16 protein-coding genes and 1 riboswitch are annotated in these 16,846 nt (G+C 71.9%); of the genes, 5 read left to right on the top strand and 11 right to left on the bottom strand.

Annotated features, from left to right (window positions below; genetic code table 11):
• Nucleotides 1-459, top strand: a 459-nt coding sequence (locus AB0G35_RS26930) for a cbb3-type cytochrome c oxidase subunit I (protein WP_360954642.1), incomplete at its 5' end; no start/stop codon positions are given.
• The gene (locus AB0G35_RS26925; RefSeq protein WP_360954639.1) at nucleotides 456-836 is read left to right on the top strand and encodes a hypothetical protein; all 381 of its coding nucleotides are present in this window, start codon (nucleotides 456-458) and stop codon (nucleotides 834-836) included. The genes AB0G35_RS26930 and AB0G35_RS26925, both read left to right, overlap by 4 nt.
• On the opposite strand, the gene AB0G35_RS26920 is transcribed toward AB0G35_RS26925, so the two are convergent.
• From AB0G35_RS26920 to AB0G35_RS26905, 4 genes are all read right to left on the bottom strand, one after another.
• Nucleotides 826-1,569, bottom strand: a complete 744-nt coding sequence (locus tag AB0G35_RS26920) for a hypothetical protein (protein WP_360954636.1) — start codon at nucleotides 1,567-1,569, stop codon at nucleotides 826-828. The genes AB0G35_RS26925 and AB0G35_RS26920 overlap by 11 nt on opposite strands.
• A gap of 130 nt (nucleotides 1,570-1,699) precedes the next feature.
• Nucleotides 1,700-2,134 carry a DUF6114 domain-containing protein gene (locus AB0G35_RS26915; protein ID WP_360954633.1) on the bottom strand — a complete coding sequence of 145 codons (435 nt, stop codon included), beginning with the start codon at nucleotides 2,132-2,134 and terminating at the stop codon, nucleotides 1,700-1,702.
• Nucleotides 2,125-2,745, bottom strand: coding sequence for a DUF6230 family protein (locus tag AB0G35_RS26910; protein WP_360954630.1), 621 nt, complete (start codon nucleotides 2,743-2,745; stop codon nucleotides 2,125-2,127). The genes AB0G35_RS26915 and AB0G35_RS26910 overlap by 10 nt, the downstream gene beginning before the upstream one ends.
• A gap of 795 nt (nucleotides 2,746-3,540) precedes the next feature.
• Nucleotides 3,541-4,773: a cytochrome P450 gene (locus AB0G35_RS26905; RefSeq protein WP_360954627.1), complete on the bottom strand. Its 1,233-nt coding sequence runs from the start codon at nucleotides 4,771-4,773 to the stop codon at nucleotides 3,541-3,543.
• 246 nt (nucleotides 4,774-5,019) lie between these two features.
• Between AB0G35_RS26905 and AB0G35_RS26900 the strand changes: the two genes are divergently transcribed.
• Nucleotides 5,020-6,189, top strand: a complete 1,170-nt coding sequence (locus AB0G35_RS26900) for a steroid 3-ketoacyl-CoA thiolase (RefSeq protein ID WP_360954624.1) — start codon at nucleotides 5,020-5,022, stop codon at nucleotides 6,187-6,189.
• Here the strand turns inward: AB0G35_RS26900 and AB0G35_RS26895 are convergent.
• The 6 genes from AB0G35_RS26895 to AB0G35_RS26870 form a co-directional block, all read right to left on the bottom strand.
• Complete coding sequence (locus AB0G35_RS26895; protein ID WP_360954621.1) at nucleotides 6,173-7,006, bottom strand: ECF transporter S component; 834 nt, start codon at nucleotides 7,004-7,006, stop codon at nucleotides 6,173-6,175. The genes AB0G35_RS26900 and AB0G35_RS26895 overlap by 17 nt on opposite strands.
• A complete protein-coding gene (locus AB0G35_RS26890) occupies nucleotides 7,003-8,625 on the bottom strand; it encodes an ATP-binding cassette domain-containing protein (protein ID WP_360954618.1) in 1,623 nt (540 codons plus the stop codon). Before AB0G35_RS26890 ends, AB0G35_RS26895 begins: the two co-directional genes overlap by 4 nt.
• Nucleotides 8,622-9,788: a CbiQ family ECF transporter T component gene (locus AB0G35_RS26885; RefSeq protein ID WP_360954615.1), complete on the bottom strand. Its 1,167-nt coding sequence runs from the start codon at nucleotides 9,786-9,788 to the stop codon at nucleotides 8,622-8,624. The genes AB0G35_RS26890 and AB0G35_RS26885 overlap by 4 nt, the downstream gene beginning before the upstream one ends.
• A complete protein-coding gene (locus tag AB0G35_RS26880; RefSeq protein ID WP_360954612.1) occupies nucleotides 9,785-10,537 on the bottom strand; it encodes an SCO2322 family protein in 753 nt (250 codons plus the stop codon). Before AB0G35_RS26880 ends, AB0G35_RS26885 begins: the two co-directional genes overlap by 4 nt.
• On the bottom strand, nucleotides 10,537-11,895 hold the full coding sequence (locus AB0G35_RS26875; RefSeq protein WP_360954609.1) for a prenyltransferase/squalene oxidase repeat-containing protein: 1,359 nt from the start codon (nucleotides 11,893-11,895) through the stop codon (nucleotides 10,537-10,539). Before AB0G35_RS26875 ends, AB0G35_RS26880 begins: the two co-directional genes overlap by 1 nt.
• A 193-nt stretch (nucleotides 11,896-12,088) precedes the next feature.
• A riboswitch (cobalamin riboswitch) is annotated at nucleotides 12,089-12,181 on the bottom strand.
• 461 nt (nucleotides 12,182-12,642) lie between these two features.
• The gene (locus AB0G35_RS26870; protein ID WP_360954606.1) at nucleotides 12,643-13,836 is read right to left on the bottom strand and encodes an MBL fold metallo-hydrolase; all 1,194 of its coding nucleotides are present in this window, start codon (nucleotides 13,834-13,836) and stop codon (nucleotides 12,643-12,645) included.
• 336 nt (nucleotides 13,837-14,172) lie between these two features.
• On the opposite strand from AB0G35_RS26870, the gene AB0G35_RS26865 reads away from it, so the two are divergent.
• The gene (locus AB0G35_RS26865; RefSeq protein ID WP_360954603.1) at nucleotides 14,173-15,624 is read left to right on the top strand and encodes an aldehyde dehydrogenase; all 1,452 of its coding nucleotides are present in this window, start codon (nucleotides 14,173-14,175) and stop codon (nucleotides 15,622-15,624) included.
• Nucleotides 15,624-15,878, top strand: a complete 255-nt coding sequence (locus AB0G35_RS26860; RefSeq protein WP_360954600.1) for a ferredoxin — start codon at nucleotides 15,624-15,626, stop codon at nucleotides 15,876-15,878. The genes AB0G35_RS26865 and AB0G35_RS26860 overlap by 1 nt, the downstream gene beginning before the upstream one ends.
• Before the next feature lie 140 nt (nucleotides 15,879-16,018).
• Here AB0G35_RS26860 and AB0G35_RS26855 read toward each other — a convergent pair whose 3' ends face one another.
• Nucleotides 16,019-16,672 (bottom strand): TetR family transcriptional regulator, encoded by a 654-nt coding sequence (locus AB0G35_RS26855; RefSeq protein ID WP_360954597.1) that lies wholly within the window; start codon nucleotides 16,670-16,672, stop codon nucleotides 16,019-16,021.
• Between the last annotated feature and the right edge of the window lie 174 nt (nucleotides 16,673-16,846).

Below are 16,846 nucleotides of genomic sequence, written 5' to 3'. Positions count from 1 at the left end.
TTCACCGGCAAGATGCTCGACGAGCGCCTGGGCAAGATCACCTTCTGGACGCTGTTCATCGGCTTCCACGGCACCTTCCTCGTCCAGCACTGGCTTGGCGCGGAAGGCATGCTGCGCCGCATTCCGGACTATCTCGCGGCCGACGGCTTCACCGCCCTGAACACCGTCTCCAGCATTTTCTCCTTCCTCCTCGGCCTGTCGATCCTGCCGTTCCTCTACAACGTCTGGAAGACCGCGAAATACGGCAGGAAGGTCGAGGTCGACGACCCATGGGGCTACGGCCGTTCGCTGGAATGGGCCACGTCCTGCCCGCCCCCACGCCACAACTTCCGGTCGCTGCCCCGTATCCGTTCCGAATCCCCGGCATTCGATCTGCACCACCCGGAGATCGCCCGGGAGCTCACGGAGGTGCGGGATTCCGACGACCGGTCCGGTACCGGAATCGAGGCCCGGGCATGAGCGAGCGCATCCGCACCGGTGAGGAAAGGACCTGGGACGGCGAACGGGATCTGGACCGGGCCGTCAACGAGATCGAGGGCTTTCTGCTCTGGGAGGCGGAGAAGGACCGCGCCCGCACCCGCGCGGAGGCCTTCTGCGCGGGACTGCCCTGGCTCACCGACTCCCAGCGGCAGGAAGTGGCGGTCCGTTACTGCCAGGACCAGCACGAGACCTCGCGGGCCTATCTGGAACGTATTGCGGTCCGCAGCGCGAGTCTGCGGACCGAATACGAGGGGGTTTACCGGGTCCTCAGGCGACGGCTGGTCACCGTGTGGGTGAGCGCCACGGCGGTAGCGGTGGCCCTGGTGACCGTGGCCGCCGCCGGCCTCACCCGGTGACGGTGATCTGGGACGCCGGATCGGTGGTGTCGCGCACCTGATAGGTGGCGTTGAACGTCGAACTGGTCGCACTGGTCGGACAGCCGAAACCGCCCACCACCTTCACCGGCACCGACGCGTTGGTGAAGGCCAGGGTGGACGGCGCCCCGTTGGTCCAGGTGCCGTTGACGGTGGCCGCCGCGGTGGGTGCCGCGGTCACCGTGCAGGACGCCAGACCGCTGGTCCGGAGCACGAACCCGCCCGAGGGGATGGTCAGTCCGGCGCTCACCGGTGTCCCGTTCTGCATGGCCACGCCCCAGGTGCCGGTGGTGCTGACGGTCGCGCTCACCCCGGGCATGCTCGTCGTACAGGAGCCGTACGTGGCCGGGGTGGTCGAACTGCTCACCGGACCGGCGTCGTTGTGGTTGCCGGGCGCGGCCGGGACCTGGCCGCTGGACGTCGAGGTCGTGCAGGTCACGGTCACCGATCCGGCGGTGAAGGTGGCCTTGCCGCTGAGGGTGGCGGTGAAGGCGTGGCCGGCCGGGCTGACGGTCGTGGCGGCGGCGGTTCCGGCCGGCTGCGCCATCGCCGGACCGGTCACCCCCGCCGACAGGCCGAGCGCCGCGGCGATCCCGCTACCGGCGACGACCCACGTCCGCTTACGGGACGCGCGGGCTGCACGGGACGCACGGGATGCACGGGATGCACGGGGTGTATCGGGCCGGGCGGGTGTGGGGTTCTGAGCAGGCGTCATGGAGGTGTTCCTTCCAGAGGGGTGGTTCCAGAGGGGGCGTTCCGGAGGGTGGTTCCAGAGAGGAGGCGAGAAGAGGCGGGGCTTACGGAGAGAGGGAGAGAAGAGGCGGGGGCTTACGAAGAGGCGGGGCTTACGAAGAATGCGGTTCCGCGGGCTCCGCCCGCCCGGTCGGTCCGGCCGCCTCGGCCGATCCAGCTGACCCGGTCGCCTCGGTCGCCTCGGCCGGTCCGGTCGGTTGCCAGGCGAAGATCATCGAGCCGCCGAGGATCCCGATGATCGTGCCGATCAGGAAGCCGCCCAGATTGGACATCACCAGTGCGGCCGCCGCGCACAGGACGGTGAGCACCCCCGCGAGCCCCCGGTAGTGCGGTGCGAACCAGGCCGAGAGGCCCATCAGGATCATCACCAGTCCCATCAGGACGGACGGGATCCCGGCGATGCCCTGTTGCAGCATGATCTTCAGGGGGGCCAGAGGGATGGCGCAGATCTCGGCGCCGGCGACGACGGCCGCCAGACCGCCCCAGAAGGGCCGTCCCGTCCGCCAGCGCCGCCAGGTCAGAAGCATTCCTTCGTGCCCTTGGAGATCTTCATCTGCAGGCCGGACAGCTTGAAGGTGCCGGCATTGGTCGCCCAGGCGGTCTGCCGGAGCTTGGTGATGCTGACGTCGTCGGCCTGCTGGGCGAAGAGGTCCTGCATGCCCTGGGCGCTGGCCGGGCCCTTGTCCAGCGTGGAGGCGTCCCGGCCGATCTCGATGGCGTGGAAGGACGCGTTGCCGGAGAGCTGGGTGGCGTCCACGAACAGGTTGCTGGCCTCGACGGGTGTGCTGCCCGTGCCGGCGCTGAGGTTGAGCGAGATGTCGCCGATGACGGGCAGGTGGGTGACCACCGACTGGCAGAGGTTGTGCAGTTGCGCGGACTTGATGGCGGTGACCGCGACCGGCAGGAGGTCCCCCCTGGCGTTCGCGTCCACGCTGCCGTATTGGGCGAATCCATCGCCCTTGAGGCTGTCGGCGGACACCTTGAACTGTTGTCCCGATACGGCGAACGATGCGGCCAGCGCCCCGTTGGCCAGGGCGATGCCCAGGGCCGCGGTGCCGGCGAGGGCCGGGACGGCCAGCACGGCGAACTTCCGCCAGCTGGTGCGTCCCGTGACAGGTCTGCCGTGAGCGTCCTTCATGGTGTGGGTCCCCTTCGGAGAGCGGTGGAGCGCGCTGTCGCGATGCGTGGGGGGAACGTGGCGTTTGGAGGTGCGCAGGGGAACCGGGTGCGGCGCGTGAGGGGGGAAGTCCGGGTTACCCGCGGTTACTTACTGGCGAGTTTGAATGTAAGTCGGCCCCTGACGGCTGGCAAGGTTGAGCGGCAAACCGTTTTCGGACATATCGCGGAGCCCGGTGGCCCCTGCCGACCACCGGGCGCCGTCGAGTGGCTGGCACCGGGGGAGGGGCCTGCGGTGCAGGTCAGCTCGCGCTGGGGGTCGCGTTGGAGTTCGCCGGCGGCGGCGAGGGTCTGCATCATGGCGAGTACGCCGCACTTCACGCCTCGATCGAGGCGACTTCGAGCGAGAACGGCAAGTGCCCCGGACCTGACGGCCCGTGCGGGCGGCGGGTGCTGACCCTCGGACCGTGCGGGAAGTGCCGGATCACGGCCGAGACCGCCCGGACATCACGGCCTGCGGGTCGCCGGCGACGACGAACGGCTCATCGCCGGGCCAGCCGCAGGCGTGGAACATCTTGCCGTGGTAGGGCGGTCGGCGGGCACGGTCCAGAACGTGCTGTCGGGCATGGGGCCCACGGTAGCGGTGTGACGGAGGAGACGGCCCGGGATGCTCTGATCCGGGCTTTGGCCGTGCTCAATGAGGAGCTGTCCGCCCAGGCCGTACGCGACAGGTCCGAAGACCAAGGAGCGGGCGGGCATGTTCGTGGTGGGGGCCCGCTCAAGGTCTCTGCCATCCCTTTCGCCCCGAGGGCCGGTCTCAGCCGTACTGCACCTGGAGTTCCTTCACGCCGTTGAGCCAGGCCGAGCGCAGCCGCCGGGGATCGCCCGCCAGCGAGATGTCCGGCATGGCGTCCGCGATGGCCTGGAAGATCAGGTTGATCTCCAGTACGGCCAGCGACTTGCCGAGGCAGAAGTGCGGTCCGCCGCCCCCGAAGCCCAGATGGGGGTTGGGGTCACGGGTGATGTCGAAGACCTCGGGGTGGTCGAAGACCTCGGGATCGTTGTTGGCGGAGGAGTAGAAGATCCCGACCCGCTGGCCCTGCTTGATCCGTGCGCCGCCCAGTTCGGTGTCCTGGGTGGCGGTGCGCTGGAAGGACACCACTGGGGTGGCCCAGCGCACGATCTCCTCGGCCGCGGTGGCGGGGCGCTCGCGTTTGTAGAGCTCCCACTGGTCGGGGTGGGTGAGGAAGGCGTGCATGCCGTGCGTGATGGCGTTGCGGGTGGTCTCGTTGCCGGCCACCGCCAGCAGCAGCACGAAGAAGCCGAACTCGTCGGAGCCGAGGTTCCCCTCGTCCTCCGCCGCCACCAGCTGGCTGACGATGTCCTTGGCCGGGCATTCCTTGCGCGCCGCGGCGAGGTTCATCGCGTACGAGATCAGCTCCATGGCCGCGTTGCTGCCGACCTCTTCGGTGATGGCCAGTTCCGGATCGTCGTAGGCGACCATCTTGTTGGACCAGTCGAAGATGCGGGCCCGGTCCTCCTGGGGGATGCCGATGAGTTCGGCGATGGCCTGGAGGGGCAGTTCGCAGGCGACGTCGGTGACGAAGTCCCCCGAGCCGTTGGTCCGGGCCCCGGCGACGATCCGGGCGGCCCGCTGGCGCAGCGCGTCCTCCAGTGCCCGTATGGAGCGCGGGGTGAATCCGCGCTGCACGATCTGCCGGACCCTGGTGTGCTCGGGCGGGTCCATGTTGAGCATGATCAGCTTCTGGACGTCGATCTGCTCACGGGTCATCGCGGCGTTGAACCGGATGATCGAGGTGTTGAGGTTCGCGGAGAAGACGTCCGGTTTGGTGGAGACCTCCTTGACGTCCTGATGGCGGGTGACGACCCAGTAGCCGTCGTCGTCGAAGCCGGCGATGCCGTGCGGCTGGGCGTTCCACCACACGGGCGCGGTCTGCCGCAGTTGGGCGAACTCGGGGAGCGGAACGCGGGACCGGTACACGTCGGGATCGGTGAAGTCGAACCCCTCGGGCAGCGCTGGGCATGGCATCGGCGACTCCTGGTCCATGGGCCATCACGTTTCTGACGGTGCATCAGGTGGGGTCGCGGCGAAGGTAGTAACGAGTTCTACAAGTGGCAAGGGTCTCGGCGATTCCCGTTACGGGCAAGGGTGTTGCGCGCCCCCTTGCGCCGCGGGTGGCGGCTCACGAGACTGTTCGCGGAACTAGAACGGGTACTAGTTCTTGTTCCGTGGGTGTCGGGACGCCCGCGGACGCGAGGAGAGGACGAGTCAGTCATGGCCGCGGAACCCGTCATCGTCGAAGCAGTACGCACCCCGATCGGCAGGCGCCAGGGCGCGCTCGCCAACCTCCACCCCGCCTATCTCCTGGGGGAGACCTACCGCGAACTGCTCGCCCGTACGGGCATCCAGCCCGACTGCGTGGAACAGATCGTCGGCGGCACCGTCACCCACGCCGGCGAACAGTCGATGAACCCGGCCCGCAACGCCTGGCTGACCATGGGCCTCCCCTACGAGACCGCCGCGACCACCGTGGACTGCCAGTGCGGCTCCTCCCAGCAGGCCAACCACATGGTCGCCAACATGATCGCCGGCGGAGTGATCGACGTCGGCATCGGCTGCGGCGTCGAAGCGATGTCCCGGGTACCGCTCGGCAGCGGCTCCAAGCACGGTCCCGGCAAGCCCTGGCCCGACGAATGGAACGTCGACCTGCCCAACCAGTTCGAGGCGGCCGAACGCATCGCCCGCAACCGGGGACTCACCCGCGAGAACGTCGACTCCCTCGGACTCATCTCCCAGGAACGCGCGGCCGCCGCCTGGGCGGAGGAACGCTTCAAGCGCGAGACGTTCGCCGTCCAGGTCCCCACCACCGAGGACGAACAGGCCACCGGCCAGGGCATGTGGCGGCTGGTCGATCACGACGAGGGCCTGCGCGACACCAGCATGGAAGCGCTGGCCGGCCTCAAGCCCGTCATGCCGACCGCCGTCCACACGGCCGGCAACTCCTCACAGATCTCCGACGGGGCCGCCGCCATCATGTGGGCCTCCAAGCGGATGGCCCGCGCCCTCAAACTCAAGCCGCGGGCCCGCATCGTCGCCCAGGCCCTGGTCGGCTCCGACCCGCACTTCCACCTCGACGGCCCGATCGACGCCACCCGCGCGGTCCTCGGCAAGGCCGGAATGTCCCTCAAGGACATCGACCTGGTCGAGATCAACGAGGCCTTCGCCTCCGTCGTGCTCTCCTGGGCCCAGGTCTTCGAGCAGGACCTGGAGAAGGTCAATGTGAACGGCGGCGCCATCGCCCTGGGCCACCCCGTCGGCGCCACCGGCGCCCGGCTCATCACCACCGCCCTGCACGAACTCGAACGCGCCGACAAGGAGTTCGCCCTGATCACCATGTGCGCCGGCGGAGCACTGGCGACGGCGACGATCATCCAGCGGCTGTAGGGCGGGACTCCTCGAAGGACACCGGGACGTCGAAGGCGGCGCGCCGGGTCGCACGGCGCAGGGCCTTCAGGACCGGCCCGCCCAGCGTGCAGGTGAGGACCACGGTGACCAGGGCGCGCGGGAGGTCCCAGCCGAGGGAGGTGGCCAGGCAGTACGCGACGTAGCGGGCGAGGTTCTGGTCCAGCGGATCGCCGGGCACGAAGGAGACGCCCGAGGCCATGCCCGCGAGGTACGGCCAGCCCTGGAGGTTCATCACCAGACCGTAGAGGACCGCGGAGACGGCACCGTAGGCGGCCAGCAGCGCCAGCTCGCCGCGCCCGCGCCACCTGTCGGCCCCCGGCAGCAGACCCGCGCCCATCGACACCCAGCCCATCGACAGCATCTGGAACGGCATCCAGGGGCCGACGCCGCCGGTCAGCAGCGCCGAGGCGAACATCGACACCGAACCCAGCACGAAACCGAAACCGGGCCCGAGCACCCGGCCCGACAGCACCATCAGGAAGAACATCGGCTCGACCCCGGCCGTCCCCGCGCCCAGCGGACGCAACGCGGCCCCGGCCGCCGCCAGCACACCGAGCATGGCGATCGCCTTCGCGTCCAGTCCGACGTCGGCGATCGTCGCCACCACCACGGCGAGCAGCATCGGCAGCAGCGCGGCGAACAGCCACGGCGCGTCCTTGGAATGGGCGAGTCCGGACGCCGAGCCGGCCAGCAGCGGCCAGCCGAACGCCACCACGCCGACGGCCGACACCAGGACCAGCGCCGCGACGGAGCGGGGCCCGAGCCGCACCGCCCGCGCCTGGCGGCCGGCCGTCATACGGCGCCCTCCAGGGCACCGGCCACCTGGGGAACGGTCAGCCAGGGCAGCGGTGCGAGCACCTTGGCGACCTGCGGGGCGAACGAGGGCGACGAGACGACCACCTCGTCGGTGGGCCCGTCGGCGACCACCTCACCGTCCGCCAGGATCACCACCCGGTGCACCAACTCGGCGGCGAGCTCCACATCATGGGTGGCCAGCACGATGGCGTGCCCCTCGGCCGCGAGCCCGCGCAACACCTCGATCAGCCGGGCCTTGGCCGCGTAGTCCAGACCGCGGGTGGGCTCGTCGAGCAGCAGCAGCGGAGGCCGGGCGGTCAGCACCACCGCGAGGGCGAGCGCCAGCCGCTGCCCCTCCGACAGGTCCCGGGGATGAACGGAATCCGGCACACCGGGCAGCAACCGCGCCACCAGCTCGCGGCAACTGCCCGCGGGGGCGCCCGCGTCCCGGTCGGCCGCGGCACACTCCGCGGCGACGGTGTCCGCGTAGAGCAGGTCCCGCGGCTCCTGCGGGACCAGACCGACCCGTCGCAGCAGCTCCCGCGGGCCGGTGCGGTGCGGAACCAGCCCGCCCACGTGCACCGCGCCGGACGACGGCTGGTGCATCCCGACCAGGGTGGACAGCAGCGTGGACTTCCCCGCACCGTTCCGCCCCATCAGGGCGACGGTCTCGCCGCGCCGGACGGACAACTCCACCCGGTGCAGCGCCTCGATCCGCCCCCGGCGCACGCCGAGACCCGTGACCTCCGCGACCGGCGCGGCCTCCGGGGCGTCCGCGGCGTCGGCCGGCCGCGGCGGGGTGACGGCTTCCAACCGCGCCCGCAGGGGAGCGGCCTTCCGGCGGGCGTCCCGTACGGAGAGCGGCAGCGGGGACCAGCCGGCGAGCCGGCCCAGGCCCACCACCGGCGGATGGACCGGGGAGACCGCCATGACGTCGGCCGGTGCGCCCATGACCGGCGGGGCGCCGGGAGCGGGCAGCAGGATGACCTGGTCGGCGTACTGGATCACGCGCTCCAGCCGGTGTTCGGCCAGCAGGACCGTGGTTCCCAGATCGTGCACCAGACGCTGGAGGACGGAGAGCACCTCTTCGGCGGCGGCCGGGTCCAGGGCCGAGGTCGGCTCGTCGAGCACCAGGACCTTGGGGTGGGTGGTGAGCACCGAACCGATCGCCACCCGCTGCCGCTGACCGCCCGAGAGGGTGGCCAGGGCCCGGTCCCGCAACTCGGCCAGGCCCAGCAGATCGAGGGTCTCCTCGACCCGGCGGCGCATCACGTCCGGAGCGAGACCCAGCGACTCCATGCCGTAGGCGAGCTCGTCCTCGACGGTGTCGGTGACGAAGTGCGCCAGCGGGTCCTGCCCCACCGTCCCGACCACATCGGCCAGTTCGCGGGGCTTGTGGGTGCGGGTGTCCCGGCCGTCGACGGTGACCCGGCCGTGCAGCGTCCCCCCGGTGAAATGCGGGACGAGTCCGCACACGGCGTTCAGCACCGTCGACTTGCCGACACCGGACGGACCGACCAGGAGGCACAGCTCACCCTCCGGGACGGTCAGGTCCACGCCCTGGACGGCAGGCGCGGCGGCGTCCCCGTAGGTGACCGAGACCTGCTCGAACCGGATCATCGGCTGGGCTCCTTCTGGGCGGTCTGGGCGGTTCGGGTGGTCGTGGCGGTCCTGGTGGTGGCCGCGGTGGTGACTGTGGTGGCCGGGGCCGGAGCCGGGGCCACGACGGCGGGGAGGAGGCCGACGAGGAGGGCGGCGGCCGGCCAGAGGGGCAGGACCGGGGCGGTGAGCGGGTAGGCGGGCGGATGGAGGGCGGCGGGGGCGTAGCCGCCGGCCCAGACGGTCAGGGCGGCGACCGCGATACCGGAGCCCGCCACCACACAGGCGCGCGGTCCCCACCGTTCGGCGCGGTAACGGGTGCGCACGGAACGGCGGCTGCCCAGCCACAGCCCGGCCAGCGCCGCCGCCAGTCCGACCAGGAGGAGCGGGAGCCCGTAGCCGGCCCCCGTGTCACCGAGCAGGCCGTAGGTACCCGCACAGACGCCGAGCAGTCCGCCGAGGGTGAGGGCCGCGGTGGTCCGCCGTACGGCACGCGGGACGCGGGCGCTACGGCCGTAACCGCGGGCGTCCATGGCCGCGGCCAGCGCCACCGAACGCTCCAACGCGCCCTCCAGCACCGGCACTCCGACCTGGAGCAGCGCCGTGAACCCCCGGTCGGGACGGCCCCGCAGCCGGCGGGCGGCTCGCAGCCGCTGGACGTCGGCGACCAGGTTCGGGGCGAAGGTCATCGCGACGACGACGGCCACCCCCGCCTCGTACAGCGCGCCGGGCAGCGACTTCAGCAACCGGGACGGGTTGGCGAGCGCGTTGGCGGCGCCGACGCAGATCAGGAGGGTGGCCAGCTTCAGACCGTCGTAGAGGGCGAAGACCATGCCCTCCGCGGTGACCCGGCCCCCGATCCGGACACCCTTCGCCCAGTCCGGCAGCGGCACTTCGGGGAGCGTGACGAGGGTGTGTGTGCCGGGGATCGGCGAGCCGAGGACGCACGCGAAGACCAGCCGGATGCCGATCACCACCAGCCCCAGCTTCACGAACGCGCCGTACGAGCGGGCCCACGGCGCGTCCGTGCGCCGCACCGCGACGACGTATCCGGCCACCCCCACCAGCAGCCCGAGCAGCAGCGGATTGGTGGTCCGGGAGGCCGCGGTGGCCAGTCCGAGCGCCCACAGCCACCACGCGCCGGCGTGCAGCGCGGTGGCACGGGTCGCCTGCGGGGCGCTCATCCGCGCCGGCGGCGCGCCTGCCACCCGGCCGCCGCACCGAGGACGAGGACGGCCGCGCCGCCGCCGAGCAGACCGGCGGACGGCCCGCCGTCGGCCTGGTGCGCCTTGTCGGTGTCGCCGGCGCCGGACGCACCGGAACCGGCGTCCGAAGCGGAACCGGAACGGGAACCGGCGTCCGAACCGGAACCGGAGCGGGAACCGGAACCGCCGCCTCGACCACCCGAGTCCGCCACCTGCTCCGCGCACCCCGACTCCGGGTAGCCGGCGATCCCGCACAGCAGCGCGTTGGCGTCGTAGCGCAGCGGCCGGGCGACCGCGGCCAGCGCCTCACCGGCCGAGGCATCCTCGGGCACCTGGGCGCAGGCGGTCCGCGCCTTCGGGGGGCGCTCGCCACCCGGGGCGTCCGCGGCGGTGCCGAAGTCGATGACGATGCCGATCCGCTTGCGGCCGTCCTTGGCGGGCGTCGTACCGCAGACCGCGTCGAAGTCCGCGGCCTTACGCGGCTTTCCGGCCGCGGCGGAATCCGCGCCGACGGTGAAGCGGAAGCCCTCGACCGCACCGTCGGCCGGCCGCAGGGTGGCCGGCCCCTCCGTCGCGTACGCCCACGAGCCGCCCTTGCCGCCGCCGTTCCAGAACGACCAGTAGCGGTACTCCTGCGCCTGGGCGGGGGCCGCGGCCAGACCCGTGAGGGTGCCGGCCAGACCTGTGACGGTGCCGGCCAGCAGGACCGCCTGGACTGCCCGACGCATCAGAGCTCGTTCTTCTTGCGGTTCTTGCGGCCGCTCAGCAGGAAACCGATACCCGCCCCGATCGCCAGACCGACGGCGACGACCCACACGACGCCCATGCCGCCGCCCTTGCCGTCGTCGCTCTTCTCGTCCTTCGCGGACTTCTCGGCCTTCGCGGAGACCGCGGCCGGCTTGGGGCCGGTGGCGTTGAGGGCGGCCACCAGGTCGGTGCCGCCGAACGCGCGCGGGTCCTTACCGGTGGCGTGCGCGGCGAGCACCAGCTGCGCGTACCCGGCCGGACCGCTCTGCCGGGCCCAGTCGGCGGCGTTCTTCTCCAGCCACGCCAGCGGCCGTTGCGCGGCGGCGCGGTGGCCACCGGCCGCCAGCGCCACCACGGCGTCGGCGGTGTTGCCGACGTCCGGCTGCTTCTCCGCTCCCGGCATCGCGGACAGCAGGTGCTGCCCGTTCTTGTCGAGCTGATCGACGAGGTAGGCGGCGCCGCCGTCCGCGGCCCGCGCCCGGTCCTTCGCCGCCGCGCCCGCCTGCTTGCCCTTACCGGCGCCGACCTCCGCACCGTCCTTGCAGGTCAACGGCTTGACGGGAGCATCGGCGGAACCGTCCGCAGGGCCGACGACAAAGCCCTTGCCCAGCGCGCCGGTCGCGGCGGCCGCGGTGGCATCGGCGTTCGGCGCCGCCCCCTTCAGCTGGAAGGTGAAAGACCCGCGTCCCTCCTCCTTGACGTCACAGCCGAGCCGGAAGGTGAGCAGCCCGTCGTAGGGGGTCTTGCCGCCCTTCTTCGACGTCACCGACTCCGGCTTCTGCCCGGCCGCCGCCAGCGCACCGATGACCACCGAGGTGGAGTTGGCGTCGCTGGGCGAACCGGGCATCGAGCTCCAGCCACCGTCGTCGTTCTGCACCGACTTCAGCCAGTCCACGGCCTTCGTCAGGCTCTTGCCGTGCCCGCCGAGCGCGGCCAGCGCCTGCACCGCGGCGGCCGTCTGATTGGTGTCCCGCATCGTCTTGGCGTCACACGGCTTGCCCGGGTCGGCCCGGAACGCGGTGTACGAGCCGTCCGCGCACTGCTGCCCGACCAGCCAGTCCACCGCCGGGGCCGCCGGCCGCACGCCCACCGTGTGCTGCGCCAGCAGCGCGAGCGACTGCCGCCAGACGCCGTCGTACTGCGGGTCCTTGGTGCCGTACAGCCCGGCGGGCAGCTTCTGCGGGGAGGCGGAAGGAGCGGCGGCGGGTGCGGAGTCGGCGAACGCGGCGGGGGCAGCGGCCGCGCCCAGCACCACCGCGGCCGCCAGCGCCGTGGCGGCGCGGCGCGCCAGGAAGGCGACGGGGTACGTCGAAGCGGCCTGGTGAGCCGTGGAAGCCATGGGGGCCATCGGGTCGGTGCCTCTCGGGTCGGTCGCGGCGGTGCACGCAGCCGCGCTCGGCCGACCACCCGCGCACCGATCCTGCTGATCGGGCGTGGTGGCACCGGGCTCGGCTCCGCATACCTCGGCGGTGCCGCGCACCGGCCTCCGCACGAGGGCGGTGCCGGTGGCGCGAGCCTGGCCGTGCCCCATCGGGTGCTCCGGCTCGTCCGGCCGGATACCGCGCGAGGCACGGCCGACCGTCCTCACGGTTGCGGGTCAGCGCCGGATTTCCACCGGCTTCCCCCGATCGGGTACGGATGACGTTGTCCCGCACACCTTAACCGGCCCCGGGTGGGGGGCCTCCGGCGCGGGGAGGGCAGCGGGGGAGGGACAGCGCGGACGGAGAGCCGGGGGGACGGGGAGCGGAGGGGAGCGGGGGACGGGGAGCGTAGGGCGGGGAAGGGGGACGAAGAGCCGCAGGACGGGGAACGTAGGGCGGGGAACGGGGGACGAAGAGCCGGGGACGGGGAACGGAGGGCGGGGAGCGGGGGACGGGGAGCGGGAGTGCCGCCAGGCGGCTGCCGTCGCGCGGTCCTCGCGTACGGCGACGACGAAGGCACCCCGGCCGCCCGGCCCGTCATCGGCCGTCCTGTCGCCCCGTCCGCCCCGTCGGCCCCGTGCGCTCACTCACCCGCGTTCGCCCTGCACCGCCGGGTGGTTCGATCGCGCCGTCCGGTGGATCGATCGCGGCGCCCGGTGGTTCGCCTACACCGCCTGATAGCGGTCCGGGCCCCCGCTCACCGCCCGTTCCACCCGCTCCACCTGTCCCAGCTTCACCAGCCGGCGCAGATGGGCCTCGGCCTCCGAGACCGCGATGTTCCGCGATGCGTAAGGGATCAGTTCCCACGGGCGGTTCCACTCCATCCGCACGGCGAGCTCCCATGGGGTGAGCGGTTCGCGGAGCAGTGCTCTCAGTCCGGAGAGGCGCTCTTCATGGTGAGCGATGAGCTCGCGTACGCGTCCGCCGGCATCGGTGAAGGCGTGCTGGTGCGCCGGCAGCACCTCGGCGGGTGCGAGGTGGGCTACGCGTTCGAGGGAGTCGAGGTAGTCGCCCAAGGGGTCGATGGCGTCCCTCAAGCCCTCCATGCCGTGCGAGCAGCGGGGACCCCCCTCGGCGTCCGGCTCCTCGTACAGACCGATGTGCGGTGTGATGCCGGGGAGGAGATGGTCGCCGGAGAACAGCCGCCCGAAGCCGCTCACTCGGCCGGGCCTCCTACCCGGCCGTGCGTCCCCACCCTCCGGCCGTGCGTCCCCACCCTCCGGCCGTCCGTCCCCGCCCTCTGGCCCGTCTTGCCCGGGGCCGGCCCCCGGATGCTCCTCCTCCAGGTGCAGGCACACATGGCCGGGCGTATGCCCCGGCGTCCAGACGGCGCGCAGGCGTCGTCCCGGGAGGTCGAGCAGTTCGCCGGGGGCGATCTCGCGGTCCGGCAGTGCGACCTGCCGGCCGGCGGGTCGGCGGCCGCTCCTTCCCTTGGCGCGCGCCTCGCGCAGGGGGGCCAGGTGTTCGTCCGGTGCGCCGGCGGCGGTGAGTTTGGCGATCAGGTAGTCGAGCCACTGTCCGGGTGCGGCCGTGCGGGTGCGGCGTACGACGGCGGTGTCGGCGGCGTGCATCGCGATCCAGGCGCCGGACGCCTCCCTGACCTTGGCGGAGAGGCCGTGGTGATCGGGGTGGTGGTGGGTGATCAGTACCCCGTGGAGATCGGTGAGGGCGAACCCGCAGGCGGTGACGCCGGCCACCAAGGTGTCCCAGGAGTCCGGGTCGTCCCATCCGGTGTCGATCAGTACCGGGCCGAGGTCGGTCTCCAGGAGGTGGACGAGGGTGTGACCGAGCGGATTGTCCGGGATCGGGACGGCGATGCTCCACACCCCGCCCTTGTGGTCGATCACCTGCGCGCCCATGGCGGTCCCCTCTCGTCGCGACCGCCCTCACTATAACTAGAACGGGTTTCAGCGTGCGGGTGAAGTGCCCACCACTCCAGGGGAGTTGGCGGGCGATCGGATTCGGCCGGCGCGGTGGACTCCTCCCACGGGAACTGGTAACAGTTCCTGAGACCGAAATACCTGACGACCCGTCAATTCACCATTCCCGTCCACGCCCCACTGCCACCCTCAGCACCACCATCGGCTCACCCTCAACACCACCATCGGCTCACCCTCAACACCACCATCAACACCACCATCGGCTCACCCTCAGCACCACCATCCCCAGCAGGTCATCGTCGGGAGGCGGCAGCCATGAGCGACCTCGTCGAGCACGGAAAGCTCTACATAGGCGGTGAGTTGGTCGATCCGGCCGGCCGGGACACGATCGAGGTCGTCTCACCGCACACCGAGCAGGTCATCGGCCGGGTCCCGCACGCCTCGCGGGCCGATGTCGACCGTGCGGTGGCCGCGGCCCGCACCTCCTTCGAGGCCGGGGTGTGGGCGAACGCCCCGCTCGCGGACCGGATCGAGGTGGTGACCCGCATCAAGGACGCCTTCGCGGCGCGCAGCGAGGAGATCGCCAGGGTCATCAGCTCCGAGAACGGCACCCCGTACACCTCGGGCGTCATGGTGCAGTCGCTGGCCTCGGTGCTGGCCTGGGACGCGGCGCTCACGGTGGCCGGGGACTTCCCGTTCGAGGAGCGGCGGGCCGGGGTGCTGGGGCCGGTCCTCGTACGACGGGAGCCGGCCGGGGTGGTGGCGGCCGTGGTGCCGTGGAACGTGCCGCAGTTCACCGCCGCGGCCAAGCTCGCGCCGGCGCTGCTGGCGGGCTGTTCGGTGGTGCTGAAGGTGTCGCCGGAGACCCCGCTGGACGCGTACCTCCTCGCGGAGATCGCGACCGCGGCCGGGCTGCCGGCGGGGGTGCTCTCGATCCTGCCGGCGGACCGCGAGGTGAGCGAGTACCTCGTGGGGCATCCGGGCGTGGACAAGGTGTCGTTCACCGGATCGGTGGCGGCGGGCAAGCGGGTCATGGAGGTCGCGGCGCGGAACCTCAGCCGGGTCACGCTGGAGCTGGGCGGCAAGTCGGCGGCGGTGATCCTGCCGGACGCGGATCTGGACGCGGCGGTGGCCGGCATCGTGCCGTTCGCCTGGATGATCAACGGGCAGGCGTGCGTGGCGCAGACCCGGATCCTCGCACCGCGCAGCCGCTACGACGAGATCGCCGAACGCTTCACCGCGGCGGCGTCCGCGCTCACCGTGGGTGACCCGCTGGATCCGGCCACCGAGGTGGGCCCGCTCGTCGCGCGCCGGCAGCAGCAGCGCTCGTTGGACTACATCGCGCTGGGTCAGCAGGAAGGCGCCAAGGTCCTGACCGGCGGCGGCCGGCCGAAGGGGCAGGCCACCGGCTGGTACGTCGAGCCGACGCTCTTCGGCGAGGTCGACAACGGTATGCGGATCGCCCGGGAGGAGATCTTCGGGCCGGTGATCTGCCTCCTGCCGTACGAGGACGAGGCGGAGGCGGTACGGATCGCCAACGACTCCGACTACGGGCTGTCCGGCTCGGTGTGGACGGGCGACGTCGAGCACGGCATCGACGTGGCGCGGCGGGTGCGGACCGGTACGTACTCGGTGAACACGTTCAGCATCGACATGCTCGGGCCGTTCGGCGGCTACAAGAACTCCGGGATCGGGCGGGAGTTCGGGCCGGAGGGGTTCGGGGAGTATCTGGAACACAAGATGATCCACCTGCCGGCGGGTGCGTGATGGCGGACGCGGAGGGGCGGACGGCGGAACGCTGGCGGGTGGAGGTCGACCGGGGCGTGTGCATCGGGTCGGGGATGTGTGTCGGCGCGGCGCCGGACGGGTTCCGGCTGGACGCCGCGCGGCAGTCCCATCCGGTGGCGCCGGAGACGGAGCCCGGCGAGCGCGTGCTGGCGGCGGCCGAGGGGTGCCCCGTGGAGGCGATCATGCTCACCGTGGTGGACAGCGGGGAGGCGGTCTTCCCTCCGGAGGAGTGACACAGCGGGCTGCGGGAGGGGCGCGGGGGCGGGGCGGGGCCGGGCCTGTAGGGGGTGGGGCCCCTAGGGGGTGGGGGCGGCGGACCCGTAAGGGTCGTGAAGGCCCCTTGCGGGGCCAACTGCCCGAGTGGGGGGCGGAGTTAACGCTTCCGCGCTGTTCCCTGGCCCCCCGCCCCCGGTGACGTCACGTCGATCAGTTTGCAGACCGTTTCGATGTCGATCTTGACCTGGGCGATCGAGGCACGGCCGGAGAGCCAGGTGATCAGGGCCGAGTGCCAGGTGTGCTCGATGACGCGGACCGCGGAGAGCTGCTCGGGGGTCGGCGGGCCGTCCAGGCGCATCGCGTCGAGGATGATCGCCGTGGTCAGCCGGGAGACCGTGTCGACCTCGGGGCTCACCGAGCGGTCGGCGAAGGTCAGGGCGCGGACCATGGCGTCCGCGAGGTGCGGTTCGCGCTGCAGTGCGCGGAACGCCCGCATCAGGGTCTGGGCGACCCGTGCGCCCGGATCCGGCTCGGACGGCGGGCGCTTGCGCAGCGTCTCGTGCATGTGCTGGAGCTGGTCCTGCATGGTGGCGACCAGCAGATGCACCTTGGACGGGAAGTAGCGGTAGAGCGTGCCGAGCGCGACGCCCGAGGACTCGGCGACCTCGCGCATCTGTACGGCGTCGAAGCCGCCACGGGAGGCCAGCTTGGCGCTGGTGTGCAGGATGCGGCGGCGCCGCGCCTCCTGACGCTCCGTCAGAGGGGGACTCGCGGGAAGCGCCGGCCTGGCTGCCTTGGATTCCGTAGTCATTGTTCCCATTCCGTGGCATTCCGTCCGCGATGCGGCGAGTGCCGGTGGTGTGATCGGCACAGCATGGCAGGGGCGTGGGTCGTGGCGCGAATCACCTGGTGCGGCTCTTTTCGCATCGTTCTCGGCCGGTAGATTCGAAGCTCGGTGAACTGATCAGTAGCTCGACAGTTCTGA

The organism is Streptomyces sp. NPDC021749, from assembly GCF_040640655.1.
Classification (GTDB): domain Bacteria; phylum Actinomycetota; class Actinomycetes; order Streptomycetales; family Streptomycetaceae; genus Streptomyces.
This window is presented reverse-complemented; position numbering and strand designations above follow the sequence as displayed.